Origin of the sequence: Pseudomonas viridiflava (assembly GCF_001642795.1) — a bacterium.
Taxonomy (GTDB): Bacteria; Pseudomonadota; Gammaproteobacteria; order Pseudomonadales; family Pseudomonadaceae; genus Aquipseudomonas; species Aquipseudomonas viridiflava.
The window spans coordinates 514,844-530,029 of record NZ_LKEH01000018.1; the positions used below are offsets into that span (position 1 = coordinate 514,844).

Genomic DNA, 15,186 nt, shown 5'->3' on the forward strand with positions numbered 1-15,186 from the left:
TAAATCGCCGGTGCGCGCCTAATACCTGTAGCTTCGCGTCCAGTTGCGTTGAATCGCAACCTGCATCGCACACTGTTTTGCGGAGCAATCTTCCCCAGGTAATGGAGTACACAGCATGCGGTTGGCTGATTTCATCGTTCAGAATATCGAGCCCATCCTGCAGCAATGGGAAGACTTCGCGAAAACCATGACCCCGGCAGCAGAGGGTATGGACACGGCGGCCTTGCGAGACCACGCCGAGCAAATGTTGCTCACGATAGCCGCCGATCTGCGAACCACGCAGACCCACGCGGCGAGAATCTCGAAGTCTCATGGTGAGGCGCCGGACTCGCTGAGCCGCACCGCCGCCGAGACACACGCCGATACCCGGCAGGTCTCGGGCTTCACGATCGGTCAGATGATTGCCGAGTACCGGGCCTTGCGTACGAGCGTGCTCGTACTCTGGATGCCGCCCAAAGACGTGACTAAAGATCAGGAGATTTCGGACATTGTCCGGTTCAACGAGGCGATCGATCAGGCGCTTGCCGAATCGGTAGTGACGTACACGCAGGCCGTCGACGCCGCGCGAAACGTCTTTCTCGGCATTCTCGGGCATGACCTGAGAAGCCCGTTGGGCGCGATCTCGCTGAGCGCCGAGGTGCTGTTGGGAGCGGGTGATCTGCCTCCAAAAGCCATTAAAAACGTGTCGCGTATTTTCACCAGTGTGAAACGATCAGTCAGTATCGTCGGCGACCTGCTGGATTTCACTCGCACTCAGTTGGGCTCGGGTATTCCGGTGCGCAGGAGGGTGGACGATCTGGCGCAGGCCTGTGAAGCCATGGTCGAAGAGGCGCGCGCCTATCATCCTGATCGCAGTATCGTCCTGCTGTCCGAGCCCCGCCTTGCGGCAAGTTTCGACCGTTCCCGGATGGAACAGGTCATTTCCAACCTGATCGGCAACGCGATCAAGCATGGCGACGCCGGCAGGGCCGTTACCGTGACATTGACCGACGAACAGGGCGTTGCCTGCCTGTCCGTCCACAATGAAGGCGCTCCGATTGAAGAGGTTGCCAAGGCCGGTCTTTTCAGTCCGATGGTTCGGCATCTCGCTGAAGGGGGTGTTGAATACGGTGCTGGCGCAGGGCTGGGGCTCGGGCTTTATATCGCATCCGCCATTGTCAGTGCCCATGAGGGCAGTATCGATGTGGATTCCGTTGCCGGCATGGGGACTACGTTCACGGTCAGAATTCCGTTATCACTGATCCTGTCCCCGGTATCGCTTCCCACCCTGCAGTGATAAAAAAGGCCGTCGGTCAGATATACAGAAACTTGCGAGCATGCGTTCACTCACAGTCTTAAGACTGGGTTATTGGAGGGATGGGACGATGATTGACGATCTCATCAAGTGGAACAGCCGCTGGCGGCTGAACAGGCGTGTGGTTTCCTGCAGAGTGTGTCTGGCGGGGCAGAAGGAGGCTGATCGCGGAGCCGTGTTCCTGCATTCCAAAGGCTGCTCGTGCGAGTACGAGAAATCAGATCCCTGGGCTGATTTGGACAAGGCGTGCGGGCAGGCAGCGGACTGGAATCCGCAGGTTGCCACCGGTGCCCCGTCTTATCATGCGAGGTATGGGGCGCGCTGAAGAGCCGACGCTTGATCTGTCCCGGAGCGAATAAATGCAAGGTACAGATGTAGAAAACCCCGGTCTGAACGATGTCAGACCGGGGTTTTTTATTGCGCGCGGTGACCCGTAATCAGGCGGTCGCTGCAGCGCCAGGTGCTTCGAGCTTCTGGCCGCCCTTGCGAAACAGGACCAGCGTTGCGACCAGGCCCAGCACGGCAGCGCCGGTGAGCCAGATGCCCGGTGCAGCCTTGTTGCCCAATGCGTGGATCAGGTAGGTACAGGCTGCCGGGGTGAAACCACCGAAGGTAGCGGTGGCCAGGCTGTAGGCCAGCGAGAAACCGGTGGTGCGGACTTCGACCGGCATGATCTCGGTCAGCGCAACGACCATCGCGCCGTTGTAGGAGCCGTACAGGAAGGAGAACCACAGCTCGACCATCAGCAGGTGGCTGAAGCTTGGGTGATCTACCAGCCACGACAGGGCAGGGTAGGCGGTGGCAATGGCCAGCACCGTGGCAGCTATCAGCAGCGGCTTGCGTCCGATGCGGTCCGAGAACGAACCCATGATCGGCAGCCAGATGAAGTTCGACACACCCACACACACGGTAACCAGCAGGCTTTCAAGGTCTGTCAGGTTCAACTCGTTCTTGCCGAATGTCGGCGTGTAGGCCGTGATCAGGTAGAACGACACGGTAGTCATTACCACCAGCGCCATGCCGCCCAGCACCAGACCGAAGTTCTGGCTGATCGAGCGAATTACTTCACGCAGGGTTGGACGATGCGTACGTGCTTCGAACTCGGGAGACTCTTCCAGCGAGCGGCGAATGATGAAGATGGCCGGTACGATCATGCAGCCGACCAGGAACGGTACACGCCAGCCCCAGTCAGTCATCTGCTCGGCGCTGAGCCAGTGGTTCAAGCCAACGCCCAAGAGGCCCGCGAATACCACTGCGGCCTGTTGGCTGGCGGACTGCCAGCTTACGAAAAAGCCCTTGCGACCCGGTGTCGAGATTTCAGCCAGATAGACCGAAACGCCACCCAGTTCCACACCAGCCGAAAAGCCCTGCAACAGACGCCCCAGCAGTACCAGCAACGGTGCAGCAACACCCAGCGTTGCATAGCCCGGTACACAGGCAATCAGCAGTGTGCCCATGGCCATCATGGCAAGGGTCACGATCAATCCTTTCCGGCGGCCATGACGGTCGATGTAGGCACCCAGAAAAATTGCGCCCAGCGGACGCATCAGGAAGCCTGCGCCGAATGTCGCCAGCGACAGCATCAGGGATGCGAAGGCGCTGTCGGAGGGAAAGAAGGCTTTGGCAATGGCCGTGGCGTAAAAGCCATAGACCATAAAGTCGAACATTTCGAGGAAGTTACCGCTGACAACGCGAAAGATCGCCTTGCCCTTACTGGTTGTGGAGGCCATTTAGTTACTCGCTCAGGCTCATCGGCTTGTAGGCCGTTGTCGTTTTTATCCCGCATGCGTCACAACAGCGACGTATCCCGCTCATCATGCACATTTGTAACAGTATGTGTTACGTGGCTCAAAGACAACCGTTTCGGGAATTAACGGTTAATTGGCAGGGACTTGACAGCGCTGAGAGCATGCAGAACTACGCGTATTAATTGAATGGCTCGACTGTTATACCGGACGGGTTATGAGCGACGTCGCCGCTTGTCCGAAATTGTCGTGGCACTTGTCGGGCTTTACCGGACATTGGGCGGTAACAGCATTGAGGATGGAGGGCGTGACAGAAGTGAATGGCCGTTTCGGCCTTGCCCGACGCTGCCGTGCAAGGCACTCTTGCAGGCTTTTGACCTCGTGGTGTTTCGTCGTGAACGCGAGTGCTTCAGAACGTGTATTCAAGACACTGACGTGCGGGAAGCTGATTTGCAGGGAATAGGTTCAAGAGGGCTGGGCAGGTTTGCGGTATGCCTGTTGCTGGTCATCTGCAGTGGCTGCGAGCAACAGCGGGCACTGGAGAGCTTTGGCGGGCCGACCATGGGCAATCACTATTCAGTGGTTTATGCGCATGACGTCACAACGCCTGATCGCGCCCATCTGCAGGCCGAAGTCGAGACCGTGCTGGCCGAAGTGGATCAGCAAATGTCGACCTGGCGGCTCGATTCGGACATAAGCCGTTTCAATCTGCTGCCCGCCAACAGTTGCCAGTACATGCCACCCGCCGTGCTGGAGCTCGTTGATGTCGGCAGGCAGTTGTCGCAGGCAAGTAACGGGGCCTTCGACCTCACGGTCGAGCCGTTGATGGAGCTATGGGGTTTTGGTGCCCATGCGTCGAAGACACAGCAGGTACCCTCCGCACCGCAACTGACGCGTGCGCGCGGCCAGATCGGTTATCGCAACCTGCGCATCGACGGTCAGCGACTGTGCAAGGACGCCGCCGTGCAGGTGGATCTCAACAGCCTTGCGGCGGGCCATACCGTTGATCGTATTGCCCGTTTTCTGGACGCGGCCGGCGTGCACGATTATATGGTGCAGGCCATGGGTGAAATGCGCGTCAAGGGTCGAAAGCCGGACGGTGCACCTTGGCGGGTCAAGCTGGAAGCGCCTCGAGACGATCGAGAGACGGCGCAGAAAATCTTTCAGCTGGACGACTATAGTGTCTCCACATCCGGTGATTACCGTGATCATTTCGAGCATGGTCGTCACGCGCGTTCGCGTACCTTTGATGCGCTGACCGGTCTGCCGGTGAGTCATGCCCTTGCTTCGGTGACTGTGCTTCATCCCTCGGCCATGATGGCTGACGGGCTGTCGTCGATGTTGTTGATTCTCGGGCCGGAGCGGGGATGGAATTACGCGCAAGAGCATCAAATTGCTGCTTTTTTTGTGATTCGTGCCGATAAGCGCTTTATCATTCACAGCAACGCGTCGTTCGACCGGCTCGTGACGGAGCAGCCACTGTAAGTGCGGCACAGACAAAAGTGGCCTTCGACGCGACCAAGGGTTAATGTTCGCCGCCTCGGCGCAGCGCTAGACTGCGCCGCGTGATTTAGCCAGAGATGCCAGAGTGGCGCCTCGGACTGTTCTAAAGGAGTACGCATGGCTGTCTACAACTACGACGTAGTGGTACTGGGTTCCGGCCCAGCCGGAGAAGGCGCGGCAATGAATGCCGCGAAGGCGGGACGCAAGGTCGCCATGGTCGACAGCCGTCGGCAAGTGGGCGGCAACTGCACTCATTTGGGCACCATCCCGTCCAAGGCACTGCGTCACTCGGTCAAACAGATCATTCAGTTCAACACCAACCCCATGTTCCGGGCCATTGGCGAGCCGCGCTGGTTTTCGTTTCCGGATGTGTTGAAAAACGCGGAGATGGTCATCTCCAAGCAGGTGGCCTCGCGCACTGCCTACTACGCCCGCAACCGGGTCGATGTGTTCTTTGGGACAGGCAGTTTCGCCGACGAGAACAGCATCAACGTGGTCTGCGCCAATGGCGTCATGGAAAAACTGGTCGCCAACCAGATCATCATCGCCACCGGCTCGCGTCCTTACCGTCCTGCAGACATCGACTTCAGCCACAAGCGTATCTACGACAGCGACACCATCCTCAGCCTGGGGCACACCCCGCGCAAGCTGATCATCTACGGTGCTGGCGTAATCGGCTGTGAATACGCGTCGATCTTCAGCGGTCTTGGCGTACTGGTCGAACTAGTGGACAACCGCGACCAGTTGCTGAGCTTCCTCGATACCGAGATTTCGCAGGCGCTGAGCTATCACTTCAGCAACAACAACGTAATGGTTCGCCACAACGAAGAATACGAAAAGGTCGAAGGCCTGGATAACGGGGTGATTCTGCACCTCAAGTCCGGCAAGAAGATCAAGGCCGATGCCTTGCTGTGGTGTAACGGGCGTACCGGCAACACCGACAAGCTGGGGCTGGAAAACATCGGCCTCAAGGCCAATGGGCGTGGCCAGATCGAAGTCGATGAGACCTATCGCACCAGCGTTGCCAGTGTTTACGGTGCAGGCGATGTGATCGGCTGGCCGAGTCTGGCCAGCGCGGCGTACGACCAGGGGCGCTCGGCGGCGGGCAGCGTCGTCGACAACGGCAGTTGGCGTTATGTGAATGACGTGCCGACTGGCATCTACACCATTCCCGAGATCAGCTCGATCGGCAAGAACGAGCATGAGTTGACCCAGGCCAAGGTGCCATACGAAGTGGGCAAGGCGTTCTTCAAGGGCATGGCGCGTGCGCAGATCTCCGGCGAACGCGTGGGGATGCTGAAGATCCTGTTCCACCGCGAGACGCTGGAAGTGCTGGGTGTGCACTGCTTCGGCGACCAGGCGTCGGAGATCGTGCACATCGGTCAGGCGATCATGAATCAGCCGGGCGAAGCCAACTCGATCAAGTATTTCGTGAACACCACGTTCAACTACCCGACCATGGCCGAAGCCTATCGGGTAGCCGCTTACGATGGCCTCAACCGGCTTTTTTGAGCGACTCCGGCCGGTGGCCTGAGCCGGCCGGGGCGACCGATTTCAGCGATTCCCGAGCGTGGCGGTGGCCAAACCGGGAAAGTCTGTAATCAGGCTGTCTACGCCGAAGTCAGCGAGCCTGCGCATCAACGCCGGTTCGTTGACCGTCCATACCGACACATGCAGCCCCTGACGCTGTGCCTTTTGCAGACGCTCAGGGGTGCATAACGTCCAGTTCAACGCCAGAATTTCGCAACCATAGTTCTGCGCGACCTTCAGCGGGTCGAGCCAGGCGTATTCGGCTACCAGCCCCCGCGAGATGTCCGGCGTCAGCTCGACAGCGGCGCGGAGCACTTCACGGGAGCTTGAGGTGATGGTGACCTTGTCCAGCAATCCGTGCCGCTGAACCATTTCACGAATGGCCAGCACGGTATTTGCCGCACGGGTGCGTGAGGCACTTTTGACTTCCAACTGCCAGTGCTCGAAGTCGCAGTGTTCGAACAACTCTTCCAGGCGCGGAATCGGGCAGGGGTTCACCCAGCCAGGTCCGCCCTTGCGTGCGTCGTAGGTCACCAGATCGGCAGCGTCGTGTTCGTGGACCTTGCCGCGCCGGTCGGTGGTGCGCTTGAGGGTCGGGTCATGGATGACCATCAGTTCCCCGTCGCGCGACAGGTGCAGGTCCAGTTCGCAGCGGCGAACGCCATGCTTGAGGCATTCCTGAAAGCTGGTCAGGGTGTTTTCCGGTGCTTCGCCCTTGGCGCCGCGGTGGCCGTAGATAAGGGTCACGTTTACTCCTGGCCTGAAAGGCGCCAACTACTGGTGTGATCGGATAAGGGGTGAATCATGAGCCTGAGGGCTGGCCTCGCTCCAGCGCCTGGCGACGTTGCTGCGCCTGGCGTTGCAGAACGTGACGGGCAATCAACTGGCGCTGCGCATCAGGCAACTGCACGAACTCGACCCAGGTGTCGAAACCGCCGTCGGCCAGTGCGTCGCTCTGCGTCACCCTGGCGTGCAGCATCAGGCCGGCGGCCTGTGGCATCAGCACCATCTTGATCGAGAGTTCTTCGCCCACCGTATAATTTTGCAACGAATTGAACTGCATGCCGCCTTCGGACAGTTTGACCGGCTGCGGTGTGCCGAGCTTGCCCAGCGCGGTGTGGGCGACGACCTGACCGAGCAGGTCGATGCGCTTGTTCAGCGACTTGAGAAAGCTGTTGAGCACGCGGTCGCGCTCGTCGAGCTGGCGCAGCAGATGCTGGGATTCGAATTCGCTGACATGCAGCTCGCTCAGCAGGTCGAACAGCGCCGAGGTCTCCTTCATCGCCTCGTGGCTGGCGGCCTCGGCTGCGGACAGCGGGTTAATTTCCAGTGCGACGCTGGCATCGATACGGTAGTATTCGCGGCGTTCTGCTTCATCTAATGTCGACATGGCGAACCCATGGTAGCGGCGGTGGTCAGAGAGTCTCGAGTGTAAAGCTGCACGTCAAGGCCCGCCACACGGACGTCCTCATTCCTGCGAACAAAGTCCCTAATGTTCAGACCTCTTTTTGTATTCATCGGCACGCGCTACACACGTGCAAAACGACGTAACCATTTTGTTTCCTTCATTTCCCTGACTTCCATGATCGGCCTGGCGCTTGGCGTTGTGGTGATGATAGTCGTGTTATCGGTAATGAATGGCTTCGATCACGAAATGCGCACCCGCGTGTTGGGCATGGTGCCCCACGCGACCATTGAGTCCGGTGACCCGATCACGGACTGGAAGGCGCTCGCCGCCAGGGTTCAGGAGAACTCTGAGGTGCTCGCGGTTGCGCCGTTCACCCAGATGCAGGGTTTATTGACCCACGAAGGCAAGGTGCAGAAGGTGCTGCTCAACGGCATCGACCCGGCCCAGGAACGCAAGGTGTCGATCATCGACAACTTCATCCAGCAGGGTAAGCTCGACAGCCTCGAGCCCGGCAGCTTCGGCATCATGATCGGTGACAAGGCAGCGGCCAAGCTGGGTGTCGCGGTCGGTGACAAACTGACGTTCGTGGCACCTGAAGTTTCACTGACTCCTGCCGGTATGTTTCCGCGCATGAAGCGTTTCGAAGTGACCGGCATTTTCCACGTCGGCGCTGGCGAGATCGACGGCTATCTGGGCCTGACCAATCTTGATGATCTGGCGCGCCTGCATCGCTGGAAACCCAATCAGGTTCAGGGCTTGCGCCTCAAGTTCAACGACCTGTTCGCGGCACCGCGCACCTCGTGGGAAATCGCTCAGAAGCTGGGCGAAAACAATTTCTATTCCCGTGACTGGACCCGCACCCACGGCAACCTGTATCAGGCGATCCGTATGGAGAAGGCCATGATCGGGCTGCTGTTGCTGCTGATCGTGGCTGTGGCGGCGTTCAACATCATTTCCACGCTGGTCATGGTGGTCAACGACAAGAAGGGCGATATCGCCATCCTCCGCACGCTGGGTTCCACGCCACGCCAAATCATGGCGATCTTCATGGTGCAAGGCACGGTGATCGGTGTCGTTGGCACCCTGATCGGCGCGGCGCTTGGGATTCTCGCTGCGCTCAATGTCAGCGCGGCGATATCGGCGCTTGAGGGGTTAATCGGGCACAAGTTTCTCAACGCCGACGTCTATTTCATCGATTACCTGCCTTCGCAACTGATGGCCCAGGACGTGTTCCAGGTCTGCGGTGCGGCGTTGGTCCTGAGTTTCCTCGCCACCCTGTATCCCGCCTGGCGTGCTGCGCGCACCCAGCCGGCGGAGGCGTTACGTTATGAGTGAGTCGGGCATGTCTGATAAAGCTGTATTGAGTTGCCGCAACCTGGGTAAATCCTACGAGGAAGGCCCGGAATCAGTGGTTGTATTGTCCGGCCTGCAACTGGAACTGCACCCCGGTGAGCGGGTGGCTATCGTCGGCAGCTCGGGCTCCGGCAAAAGTACCTTGCTCAATCTGCTGGGCGGTCTGGACACGCCATCGCAAGGCAGCGTCTGGCTGGCGGGCGAAGAGTTGTCGGCGCTGGGCGAGAAGGCTCGTGGTCTGCTGCGCAACCGGGCACTGGGTTTCGTCTACCAGTTCCACCACCTGTTGCCCGAGTTCACGGCGCTGGAAAACGTCTGCATGCCGCTTTTGATCGGCCGCACGGCGATTCCCGAAGCTCGCAAGCGCGCCACTGCGCTGTTGGAGCGCGTGGGGCTGGGACATCGTCTGGCGCACAAGCCGTCCGAGCTGTCCGGCGGCGAGCGTCAGCGCGTGGCGATTGCCCGTGCGCTGGTCAATCAGCCGGGTCTGGTGATGCTCGACGAGCCGACCGGCAACCTCGACCATCACACGGCCCAGGGCATTCAGGACCTGATGCGTGAACTGAGCACCTCGTCGCGCACCGCGTTTCTGGTCGTGACCCACGACATGAGCCTGGCCAGACAGATGGACCGCGTATTGCGTCTGGAAGACGGTCGCCTCGTCGAGGCTTGATTCACCCGGCCCGGCGCAAGTCATCGCGCCGGGTTCTACACTTTTTCTACGGTGCTCCGCGAATGTTCAGACCGTTACCCATCTTCATCGGCATGCGCTATACCCGCGCCAAGCGCCGCAAAAGCTTTATCTCGTTCATTTCGATGACCTCGATGATCGGTCTGGCACTGGGTGTGCTGGCGATGATCGTGGTGCTGTCAGTGATGAACGGTTTCCAGCGTGAAATGAGTTCGCGAATTCTTGGCATGGTGCCGCACGCAGTGATCGCGGGCACGACGCCGGTGGATGACTGGAAGCCGCTGGCCGCCGCTGCCCTCAAGAATCCAGAAGTGACGGCAGCCGTGCCGTTCACCGACATGGAAGGCATGCTGTCCTACAAGGGTTCGATGCAGCCGATCCAGATCAGTGGTGTTGATCCGGCGCTTGAGCACGAAGTGTCGATCGTCACGAAGCACATCACGCGTGGCAGCCTTGAAGATCTGAAGCCCGGCGAGTTTGGCGTCGTGCTGGGCGATCTCACGGCGCGTCGCTTCCGCCTGAGCGTCGGTGACAAGCTGACCCTGATCGTGCCCGAAGTCAGTAGCGCACCGGGCGGCATCACCCCGCGTCTGCAGCGTCTGACGGTCGTTGGCGTGTTCAAGGTTGGTGCCGAGCTTGACGGCTCCATGGCGCTGATCAACATCGCAGATGCCGCGCAAATGCAGCGCTGGCAGCCGAATCAGGTGCAGGGCGTGAGGCTGGCGCTGAAAGACCTGTACATGGCGCCGCAAGTGTCGACCGCCATCGCCAGCAGCCTGGGCGACGGTTATCGCGCCGATGACTGGACGCACACGCAGGGCAGCCTGTTCAGCGCCATGAAAATGGAAAAGACCATGATCGGCCTGTTGCTGCTGATGATCGTCGCGGTGGCCGCGTTCAACATCATCGCCACGCTGATCATGGTGGTGAACGACAAGGGCGCGGACATCGCCATCCTGCGCACCATCGGCGCGACACCCAAGCAGATCATGGCGATCTTCATGGTGCAGGGCACGGTGATCGGTATTGTGGGCACGCTGATCGGTGGCGTGCTCGGCATCATCGCGGCGCTGAATGTCAGCAGTCTGGTGGGCTGGATCGAGCGGGTCAGTGGTCAGCACATCTTCAGTTCCGACGTGTATTTCATCAGCAACCTGCCGTCCGAACTGCAGGGCGGTGACGTGTTGCTGATCTGCAGCGCCGGTTTCATTCTGAGCTTCCTGGCCACGGTCTATCCGGCCTGGCGCGCCGCGCAGATCGAGCCGGCGCACGCCCTGCGTTACGAGTGATCTTCACGTTGTGACTTCAAGCCGTTGCCGACCCGCAACGGCTTTTTTGTTCTCAGACAGGCAGTTCGATAAGGAAGCGGGTGATACCGTTGGCCGATTCGCAACGAATCGTGCCGCCATGGGCATGAATGATCGAGCGAGTAATCGCCAGACCCAGCCCGGCATGTTCACTGCTTTCCAGTCTGGCGGGGTCTTCGCGGTAAAAGCGGTCGAACAGGCGTGTCAAGGCATCAGCAGCGATATCGGTGCCGCTGTTTTCAACACTTAAAACGACGCCTGACGGTGACGTCTTCAGCTCGATCTTCACGTAGCCAACCGGGTGTGTGAAGCGCAAGGCGTTGTCCAGCAGATTGGACAGCACGCGGCGTAGCAGCGCAGCGTCGCCGTGCACGGTGGCCTGTCCCTTTCGCGACAGACTCACCTGTGTGTCTTCAGCCAGTGGCGCGAAGAACTCCAGTACGGCATCCACCTCATTTTCCAGTTGCAGCGCTTCGCGTGCCGGATGCAAGAGGCCGTGCTCGGCCTTGGCCAGAAACAGCATGTCGTTGACCATCTGCGCCATGCCTTGCAACTCTTCGAGGTTGCCGGTCAGCGCTTCGCGGTAGTCTTCGAGCGCACGCGGGCGGGTGAGGGTGACCTGGGTCTGGGTCAGCAGGTTGGACAGCGGCGTGCGCAGCTCATGGGCGATATCGGCAGAAAACGCCGACAGGCGTTGGAAGCTGTCGTCCAGACGGCCGAGCATGGCATTGAATGCGCGGGTCAGTTCCGCCAGTTCTGTAGGCATGTCCTGTTCGGGAAGGCGGGTGGTCAGCGAACTGGCCGACACGCTCGCCGCGATAGCGCTCATCCTGCGCAACGGCTTCAGCCCGCTGCGGGTGGCCCAGGCACCGAGCAGCGCGGTGGCGAGGGCAGACAGGCCGACGGTGAGCCAGATCAGGCGTTGCATTCGCTCCAGGAAGTGCTGGTGATGAGTGATGTCCAGTAATAGCGTGACCTTGGGCGAAGGCCCTTTGTGCGGCAACAGTGATTCTGTAAGGCTGCGATAGGCCGTCTGGTCAGCGCTGATCGTCTGAAGGCCGTCATCGAGCGGCGCAGCGGCTGAGAGGTTATCGAACCAGATCTGGCCGTCAGGTCCTGTAATGCGCAACGTCAGGTCCGGCTGATGTCCCGTACTGGACAGCGCCACTTGCCGACGCTGGTCGAAATCCTGCGCTGTCCCGACACCTTGCAACGTGCTGCGCAGACTGGCGAGCCGGGCGTCGAGCAGTTGCCGGTCCAGTTCGACGAAATGCGCTTCGCTGGCATGGTTGAACAGGATGCCTGCGGTAAGCGAGACCGCAGCCGTGCAGACGGAAAACAGCAGCGCCAGGCGGTTGCGTAATGAAAGCCGATCAAACCGGCGCCGCAGATTCACAGCCGGCGCTCTTCGATGACATAGCCCATGCCGCGCACGGTATGAATCAGTTTGTCGGGAAAGTCGTCATCGATCTTGGCCCGCAAACGGCGGATGGCAACTTCGATGATGTTAGTGTCACTGTCGAAATTCATGCCCCAGACCTGCGCGGCCAGCAGAGATTTGGGCAGCACCTCACCGTGACGACGCAACAGCAATTCCAGCAGGGTGAACTCCTTGGCCGTCAGGACGATTCGCTGGCCGTTGCGTTCGACTTCGCGTCGCATCAGATCCAGCCGCAGGTCGGCGATCTGCAGATGAGTCTCGACAGCGGCACTGCCACCGCGGCGCAGCAGGGTACGGACCCTGGCGAGCAATTCGGAGAAGGCGAAGGGTTTGACCAGATAATCGTCAGCGCCCAGTTCCAGGCCGTGAACACGGTCCTCGATGGCATCACGCGCGGTCAGGAACAGCACTGGGGTATCCAGCCCGGCAGCGCGTACCGATTCAAGGATTTCCCAGCCGTCACAATCCGGCAGCATCACATCAAGAATCAGCAGTGCATGGTCGCCACTCAAGGCCCGCTGCTGACCGGCTCTGCCGTCAGCTACCCACTCGGTGTCGAACCCGGCTTCGTTCAGGCCCTGGCGCAGAAACTGGCCGGTTCTGGATTGGTCTTCAACGATCAGTAATTTCATTGTGCGCGGTCATGTGCGGTGCAATGCAGGCTTTATAGCGCAGGCGGCGTTATCAGGGGTGAAGCTGACACGACTGTAATGATCCGGCTGCGCCGCGTCGGGCGAGAGATTGTCGCTGAAAGCCTGTCGCAAACCCTATAAACTCGCCGCGTTAATTCATGATCCAGGTATCGCCATGCATCCCGCAGCCGAACACTCGCCGCTGGGCAAGTCCAGTGAGTACATCGCCACCTATACGCCTTCCTTGCTGTTCCCCATTCCTCGCACTGCGAAATGGGCCGAGCTGGGGCTGACAGCCGAGACGCTGCCGTATCGGGGAATCGACTTCTGGAACTGCTATGAGCTGTCCTGGCTGCTGCCGTCGGGCAAGCCGGTGGTGGCGATTGCCGAGTTCAGCATTCCGGCCGACTCGCCGAATATCATCGAGTCCAAGTCGTTCAAGTTGTACCTGAACTCGCTCAACCAGACTGCGTTCGAGACGCGTGAGCAATTACAGGTCACGCTGGAGAAAGACCTTTCAGCGGCTGCCGGAAAACCGGTCGGCGTGCGCATCCGCAGTCTTGACGAGATCGAGCGTGAAGGGGTCGCGGCGTTGCCGGGCGTGTGCATCGATGATCTTGACATCAGCGTCAGCAGTTACGATCGGCCGCAACCTGAACTGCTGCGTTGTGATGAGTCGCGCGTCGCCGAGGAAAGCGTGTACAGCCATCTGCTCAAGTCCAACTGTCCGGTCACCAGTCAGCCGGACTGGGGCAGCGTAGTGGTCGACTACCGCGGCGCGGCGCTGGATCATGCGAGTCTGTTGGCCTATATCGTCAGCTTCCGCCAGCATTCGGACTTCCACGAGCAATGCGTGGAGCGGATCTTTCTCGACCTGCAGCGACTGCTCAAGCCGGAAAAACTGACGGTGTATGCGCGTTACGTACGGCGCGGCGGTCTGGACATCAACCCGTATCGCAGTACCGAAGTGCTTGACGTGGAGAACGGCAGGCTGGCGCGGCAGTAAGGCGTTCGGGCCGCTTACTGATCGTTCGCAACGCTGCCCAGGACGCTCTTGAATGTGACGCAGAGCGTCACGTGACGCATGCCCATGCAGAGCGATGGGCACGATCAAAGCCGCCTGTCAGCGATCATCAGATCCCGATGTTGCCCAATGTCTGCAAGACGTTGCGCAGGGTGCCGGCGATGGCTGGGTGTTCCAGTTCGAAGCGCTCGACCGCCAGGTTCACGCCATCGGCCAGACTCGGGTCTTCGTGAGTGGCGTTTTCCAGTTCGATTCGGGTCTGGATCTGTGCCATCAGTTCGTGCAGATTGTCGCGTTCGGCCTCGGACAGCGGGGGATTCTGCTCCAGTTGCTCGCGCAGGGTATCGAGTTGTTCTTGCAGTTCGCGGGCAGGCATGACGTGCTCCTTCAATGATAAGTCTGTCCCATGGACTACGCCGCTGGGCTAAAGGTTCGTGACGCCTTAAGACTAATCCACTCCAGAGCAGGCTGCATGTGTGTCAGGGCTTTTCGCCCTTGCTGCGGCGCAGGCTGATGTCTGCAAGGCACGACTCCAGCTCGCCCAGATGATCGATCACCGAATGCACGCCCAACGCATAGAGCTTAAGCGTGGCGTGAGCGCGTCGCTGTTCGCGTTCGGCATCAGTCAGGGCTTTCCATTGCAGGGGCGATAACCCGCACAACGGTCCGCACGACGCCAGTCCAATCGTCCATAGCCCGGCGTTCAGCCCCGATTGCAGCAGGCGCGGATCACCACTGATCAATACACAGCCATCCAGTTGGCGCACACCCAGAGCCATCAAGGCGGTCCAGCAGGCATCTGGCGCTGGCCATTGTGCGGCGGGACGGGGCGCGGCCATGATCCAGTCATTCAAAGGTTCAGCAAGTTTATTACTGAGTGTGTCCGGCAACTCGTCCAGCCATGCACAGGGCAGGCCTTGCTGACGCAGTCTTCGCAGAGCATCCAATGCACCCGGTGTCGCCTCGGCGTGATTGCATTCCCGGTCGGCAGCAGGGCTTGCTGCCTGCGCACCGAAGTCCACAAGGCAACCGCTGAGGCCGAACAGCAAGGCGGAGAAGGAGGGTTGCGGGTTGAGGACCGGCGCGAGCATGGTGATCTCTCTGAAATACCAAAGCACGCTACAGGCCTTTTGTGACACTGCGATGAACGAGTGATGACCGCGTTTACCTGCATTGCCTTGCCGACAGAACTGCCTTATTTGTCACAGAACGCTTTATACTGCCGGTCCTTGCGTGTGGGGGCGTAGCACCCGCGTCA

The 15,186-nt window shown here is 59.8% G+C and carries 15 protein-coding genes; 8 read left to right on the forward strand and 7 right to left on the reverse strand.

Annotated elements, in window-relative coordinates; translation table 11 throughout:
• The first annotated feature begins 115 nt into the window (after positions 1 to 115).
• Both AO065_RS06185 and AO065_RS06190 read left to right on the forward strand, forming a co-directional pair.
• Positions 116 to 1,276 carry a sensor histidine kinase gene (locus AO065_RS06185; protein ID WP_004881000.1) on the forward strand — a complete coding sequence of 387 codons (1,161 nt, stop codon included), beginning with the start codon at positions 116 to 118 and terminating at the stop codon, positions 1,274 to 1,276.
• An 88-nt stretch (positions 1,277 to 1,364) separates the two neighbouring features.
• A complete protein-coding gene (locus tag AO065_RS06190) occupies positions 1,365 to 1,619 on the forward strand; it encodes a hypothetical protein (protein WP_004881002.1) in 255 nt (84 codons plus the stop codon).
• A gap of 112 nt (positions 1,620 to 1,731) precedes the next feature.
• Here the strand turns inward: AO065_RS06190 and tcuC are convergent, their stop codons facing one another.
• Positions 1,732 to 3,024: an MFS transporter gene (gene tcuC / locus AO065_RS06195; protein ID WP_004881004.1), complete on the reverse strand. Its 1,293-nt coding sequence runs from the start codon at positions 3,022 to 3,024 to the stop codon at positions 1,732 to 1,734.
• 513 nt (positions 3,025 to 3,537) lie between these two features.
• Between tcuC and AO065_RS06200 the strand changes: the two genes are divergently transcribed.
• Both AO065_RS06200 and sthA read left to right on the forward strand, forming a co-directional pair.
• On the forward strand, positions 3,538 to 4,524 hold the full coding sequence (locus AO065_RS06200) for an FAD:protein FMN transferase (protein WP_004881005.1): 987 nt from the start codon (positions 3,538 to 3,540) through the stop codon (positions 4,522 to 4,524).
• 135 nt (positions 4,525 to 4,659) lie between these two features.
• Positions 4,660 to 6,054 carry a Si-specific NAD(P)(+) transhydrogenase gene (gene sthA, locus AO065_RS06205; RefSeq protein WP_004881007.1) on the forward strand — a complete coding sequence of 465 codons (1,395 nt, stop codon included), beginning with the start codon at positions 4,660 to 4,662 and terminating at the stop codon, positions 6,052 to 6,054.
• Positions 6,055 to 6,096: 42 nt separating this feature from the next.
• Here sthA and AO065_RS06210 read toward each other — a convergent pair whose 3' ends face one another.
• Both AO065_RS06210 and AO065_RS06215 read right to left on the reverse strand, forming a co-directional pair.
• Positions 6,097 to 6,819 (reverse strand): glycerophosphodiester phosphodiesterase, encoded by a 723-nt coding sequence (locus tag AO065_RS06210; RefSeq protein WP_004881009.1) that lies wholly within the window; start codon positions 6,817 to 6,819, stop codon positions 6,097 to 6,099.
• A gap of 55 nt (positions 6,820 to 6,874) precedes the next feature.
• Positions 6,875 to 7,462 (reverse strand): PilZ domain-containing protein, encoded by a 588-nt coding sequence (locus AO065_RS06215; protein ID WP_004881011.1) that lies wholly within the window; start codon positions 7,460 to 7,462, stop codon positions 6,875 to 6,877.
• A 102-nt stretch (positions 7,463 to 7,564) separates the two neighbouring features.
• On the opposite strand from AO065_RS06215, the gene AO065_RS06220 reads away from it, so the two are divergent.
• The 3 genes from AO065_RS06220 (at position 7,565) to AO065_RS06230 (ending at position 10,813) form a co-directional block, all read left to right on the forward strand.
• The gene (locus AO065_RS06220; protein ID WP_004881014.1) at positions 7,565 to 8,815 is read left to right on the forward strand and encodes a lipoprotein-releasing ABC transporter permease subunit; all 1,251 of its coding nucleotides are present in this window, start codon (positions 7,565 to 7,567) and stop codon (positions 8,813 to 8,815) included.
• 7 nt (positions 8,816 to 8,822) lie between these two features.
• Positions 8,823 to 9,506 carry a lipoprotein-releasing ABC transporter ATP-binding protein LolD gene (gene lolD, locus AO065_RS06225; RefSeq protein WP_173335977.1) on the forward strand — a complete coding sequence of 228 codons (684 nt, stop codon included), beginning with the start codon at positions 8,823 to 8,825 and terminating at the stop codon, positions 9,504 to 9,506.
• Between the two features lie 62 nt (positions 9,507 to 9,568).
• On the forward strand, positions 9,569 to 10,813 hold the full coding sequence (locus AO065_RS06230; RefSeq protein ID WP_004881019.1) for a lipoprotein-releasing ABC transporter permease subunit: 1,245 nt from the start codon (positions 9,569 to 9,571) through the stop codon (positions 10,811 to 10,813).
• A gap of 52 nt (positions 10,814 to 10,865) precedes the next feature.
• Here the strand turns inward: AO065_RS06230 and AO065_RS06235 are convergent, their stop codons facing one another.
• Both AO065_RS06235 and AO065_RS06240 read right to left on the reverse strand, forming a co-directional pair.
• Entirely contained in the window at positions 10,866 to 12,227 is a 1,362-nt protein-coding gene (locus tag AO065_RS06235; RefSeq protein ID WP_004881023.1) for a heavy metal sensor histidine kinase, read from the reverse strand.
• Positions 12,224 to 12,904 (reverse strand): heavy metal response regulator transcription factor, encoded by a 681-nt coding sequence (locus AO065_RS06240; RefSeq protein ID WP_004881026.1) that lies wholly within the window; start codon positions 12,902 to 12,904, stop codon positions 12,224 to 12,226. Before AO065_RS06240 ends, AO065_RS06235 begins: the two co-directional genes overlap by 4 nt.
• Before the next feature lie 175 nt (positions 12,905 to 13,079).
• On the opposite strand from AO065_RS06240, the gene queF reads away from it, so the two are divergent.
• Positions 13,080 to 13,910 carry an NADPH-dependent 7-cyano-7-deazaguanine reductase QueF gene (gene queF, locus AO065_RS06245; RefSeq protein ID WP_004881028.1) on the forward strand — a complete coding sequence of 277 codons (831 nt, stop codon included), beginning with the start codon at positions 13,080 to 13,082 and terminating at the stop codon, positions 13,908 to 13,910.
• 127 nt (positions 13,911 to 14,037) lie between these two features.
• On the opposite strand, the gene AO065_RS06250 is transcribed toward queF, so the two are convergent.
• Both AO065_RS06250 and AO065_RS06255 read right to left on the reverse strand, forming a co-directional pair.
• The gene (locus AO065_RS06250) at positions 14,038 to 14,304 is read right to left on the reverse strand and encodes a DUF4404 family protein (RefSeq protein ID WP_004881030.1); all 267 of its coding nucleotides are present in this window, start codon (positions 14,302 to 14,304) and stop codon (positions 14,038 to 14,040) included.
• Between the two features lie 103 nt (positions 14,305 to 14,407).
• Positions 14,408 to 15,019 carry an HAD superfamily inactivated hydrolase PcrP gene (locus tag AO065_RS06255; protein ID WP_004881032.1) on the reverse strand — a complete coding sequence of 204 codons (612 nt, stop codon included), beginning with the start codon at positions 15,017 to 15,019 and terminating at the stop codon, positions 14,408 to 14,410.
• Positions 15,020 to 15,186 lie beyond the last annotated feature (167 nt).

Bases quoted from the DNA above. Each gene is read 5' to 3' on its own strand.
- tcuC (WP_004881004.1), bottom strand. From the start codon at position 3,024: ATGGCCTCCACAACCAGTAAGGGCAAGGCGATCTTTCGCGTTGTCAGC.
- lolD (WP_173335977.1), top strand. From the start codon at position 8,823: ATGTCTGATAAAGCTGTATTGAGTTGCCGCAACCTGGGTAAATCCTAC.
- AO065_RS06230 (WP_004881019.1), top strand. From the start codon at position 9,569: ATGTTCAGACCGTTACCCATCTTCATCGGCATGCGCTATACCCGCGCC.
- queF (WP_004881028.1), top strand. From the start codon at position 13,080: ATGCATCCCGCAGCCGAACACTCGCCGCTGGGCAAGTCCAGTGAGTAC.
- AO065_RS06250 (WP_004881030.1), bottom strand. From the start codon at position 14,304: ATGCCTGCCCGCGAACTGCAAGAACAACTCGATACCCTGCGCGAGCAA.
- AO065_RS06215 (WP_004881011.1), bottom strand. From the start codon at position 7,462: ATGTCGACATTAGATGAAGCAGAACGCCGCGAATACTACCGTATCGAT.
- AO065_RS06190 (WP_004881002.1), top strand. From the start codon at position 1,365: ATGATTGACGATCTCATCAAGTGGAACAGCCGCTGGCGGCTGAACAGG.
- sthA (WP_004881007.1), top strand. From the start codon at position 4,660: ATGGCTGTCTACAACTACGACGTAGTGGTACTGGGTTCCGGCCCAGCC.
- AO065_RS06255 (WP_004881032.1), bottom strand. From the start codon at position 15,019: ATGCTCGCGCCGGTCCTCAACCCGCAACCCTCCTTCTCCGCCTTGCTG.
- AO065_RS06240 (WP_004881026.1), bottom strand. From the start codon at position 12,904: ATGAAATTACTGATCGTTGAAGACCAATCCAGAACCGGCCAGTTTCTG.
- AO065_RS06185 (WP_004881000.1), top strand. From the start codon at position 116: ATGCGGTTGGCTGATTTCATCGTTCAGAATATCGAGCCCATCCTGCAG.
- AO065_RS06220 (WP_004881014.1), top strand. From the start codon at position 7,565: ATGTTCAGACCTCTTTTTGTATTCATCGGCACGCGCTACACACGTGCA.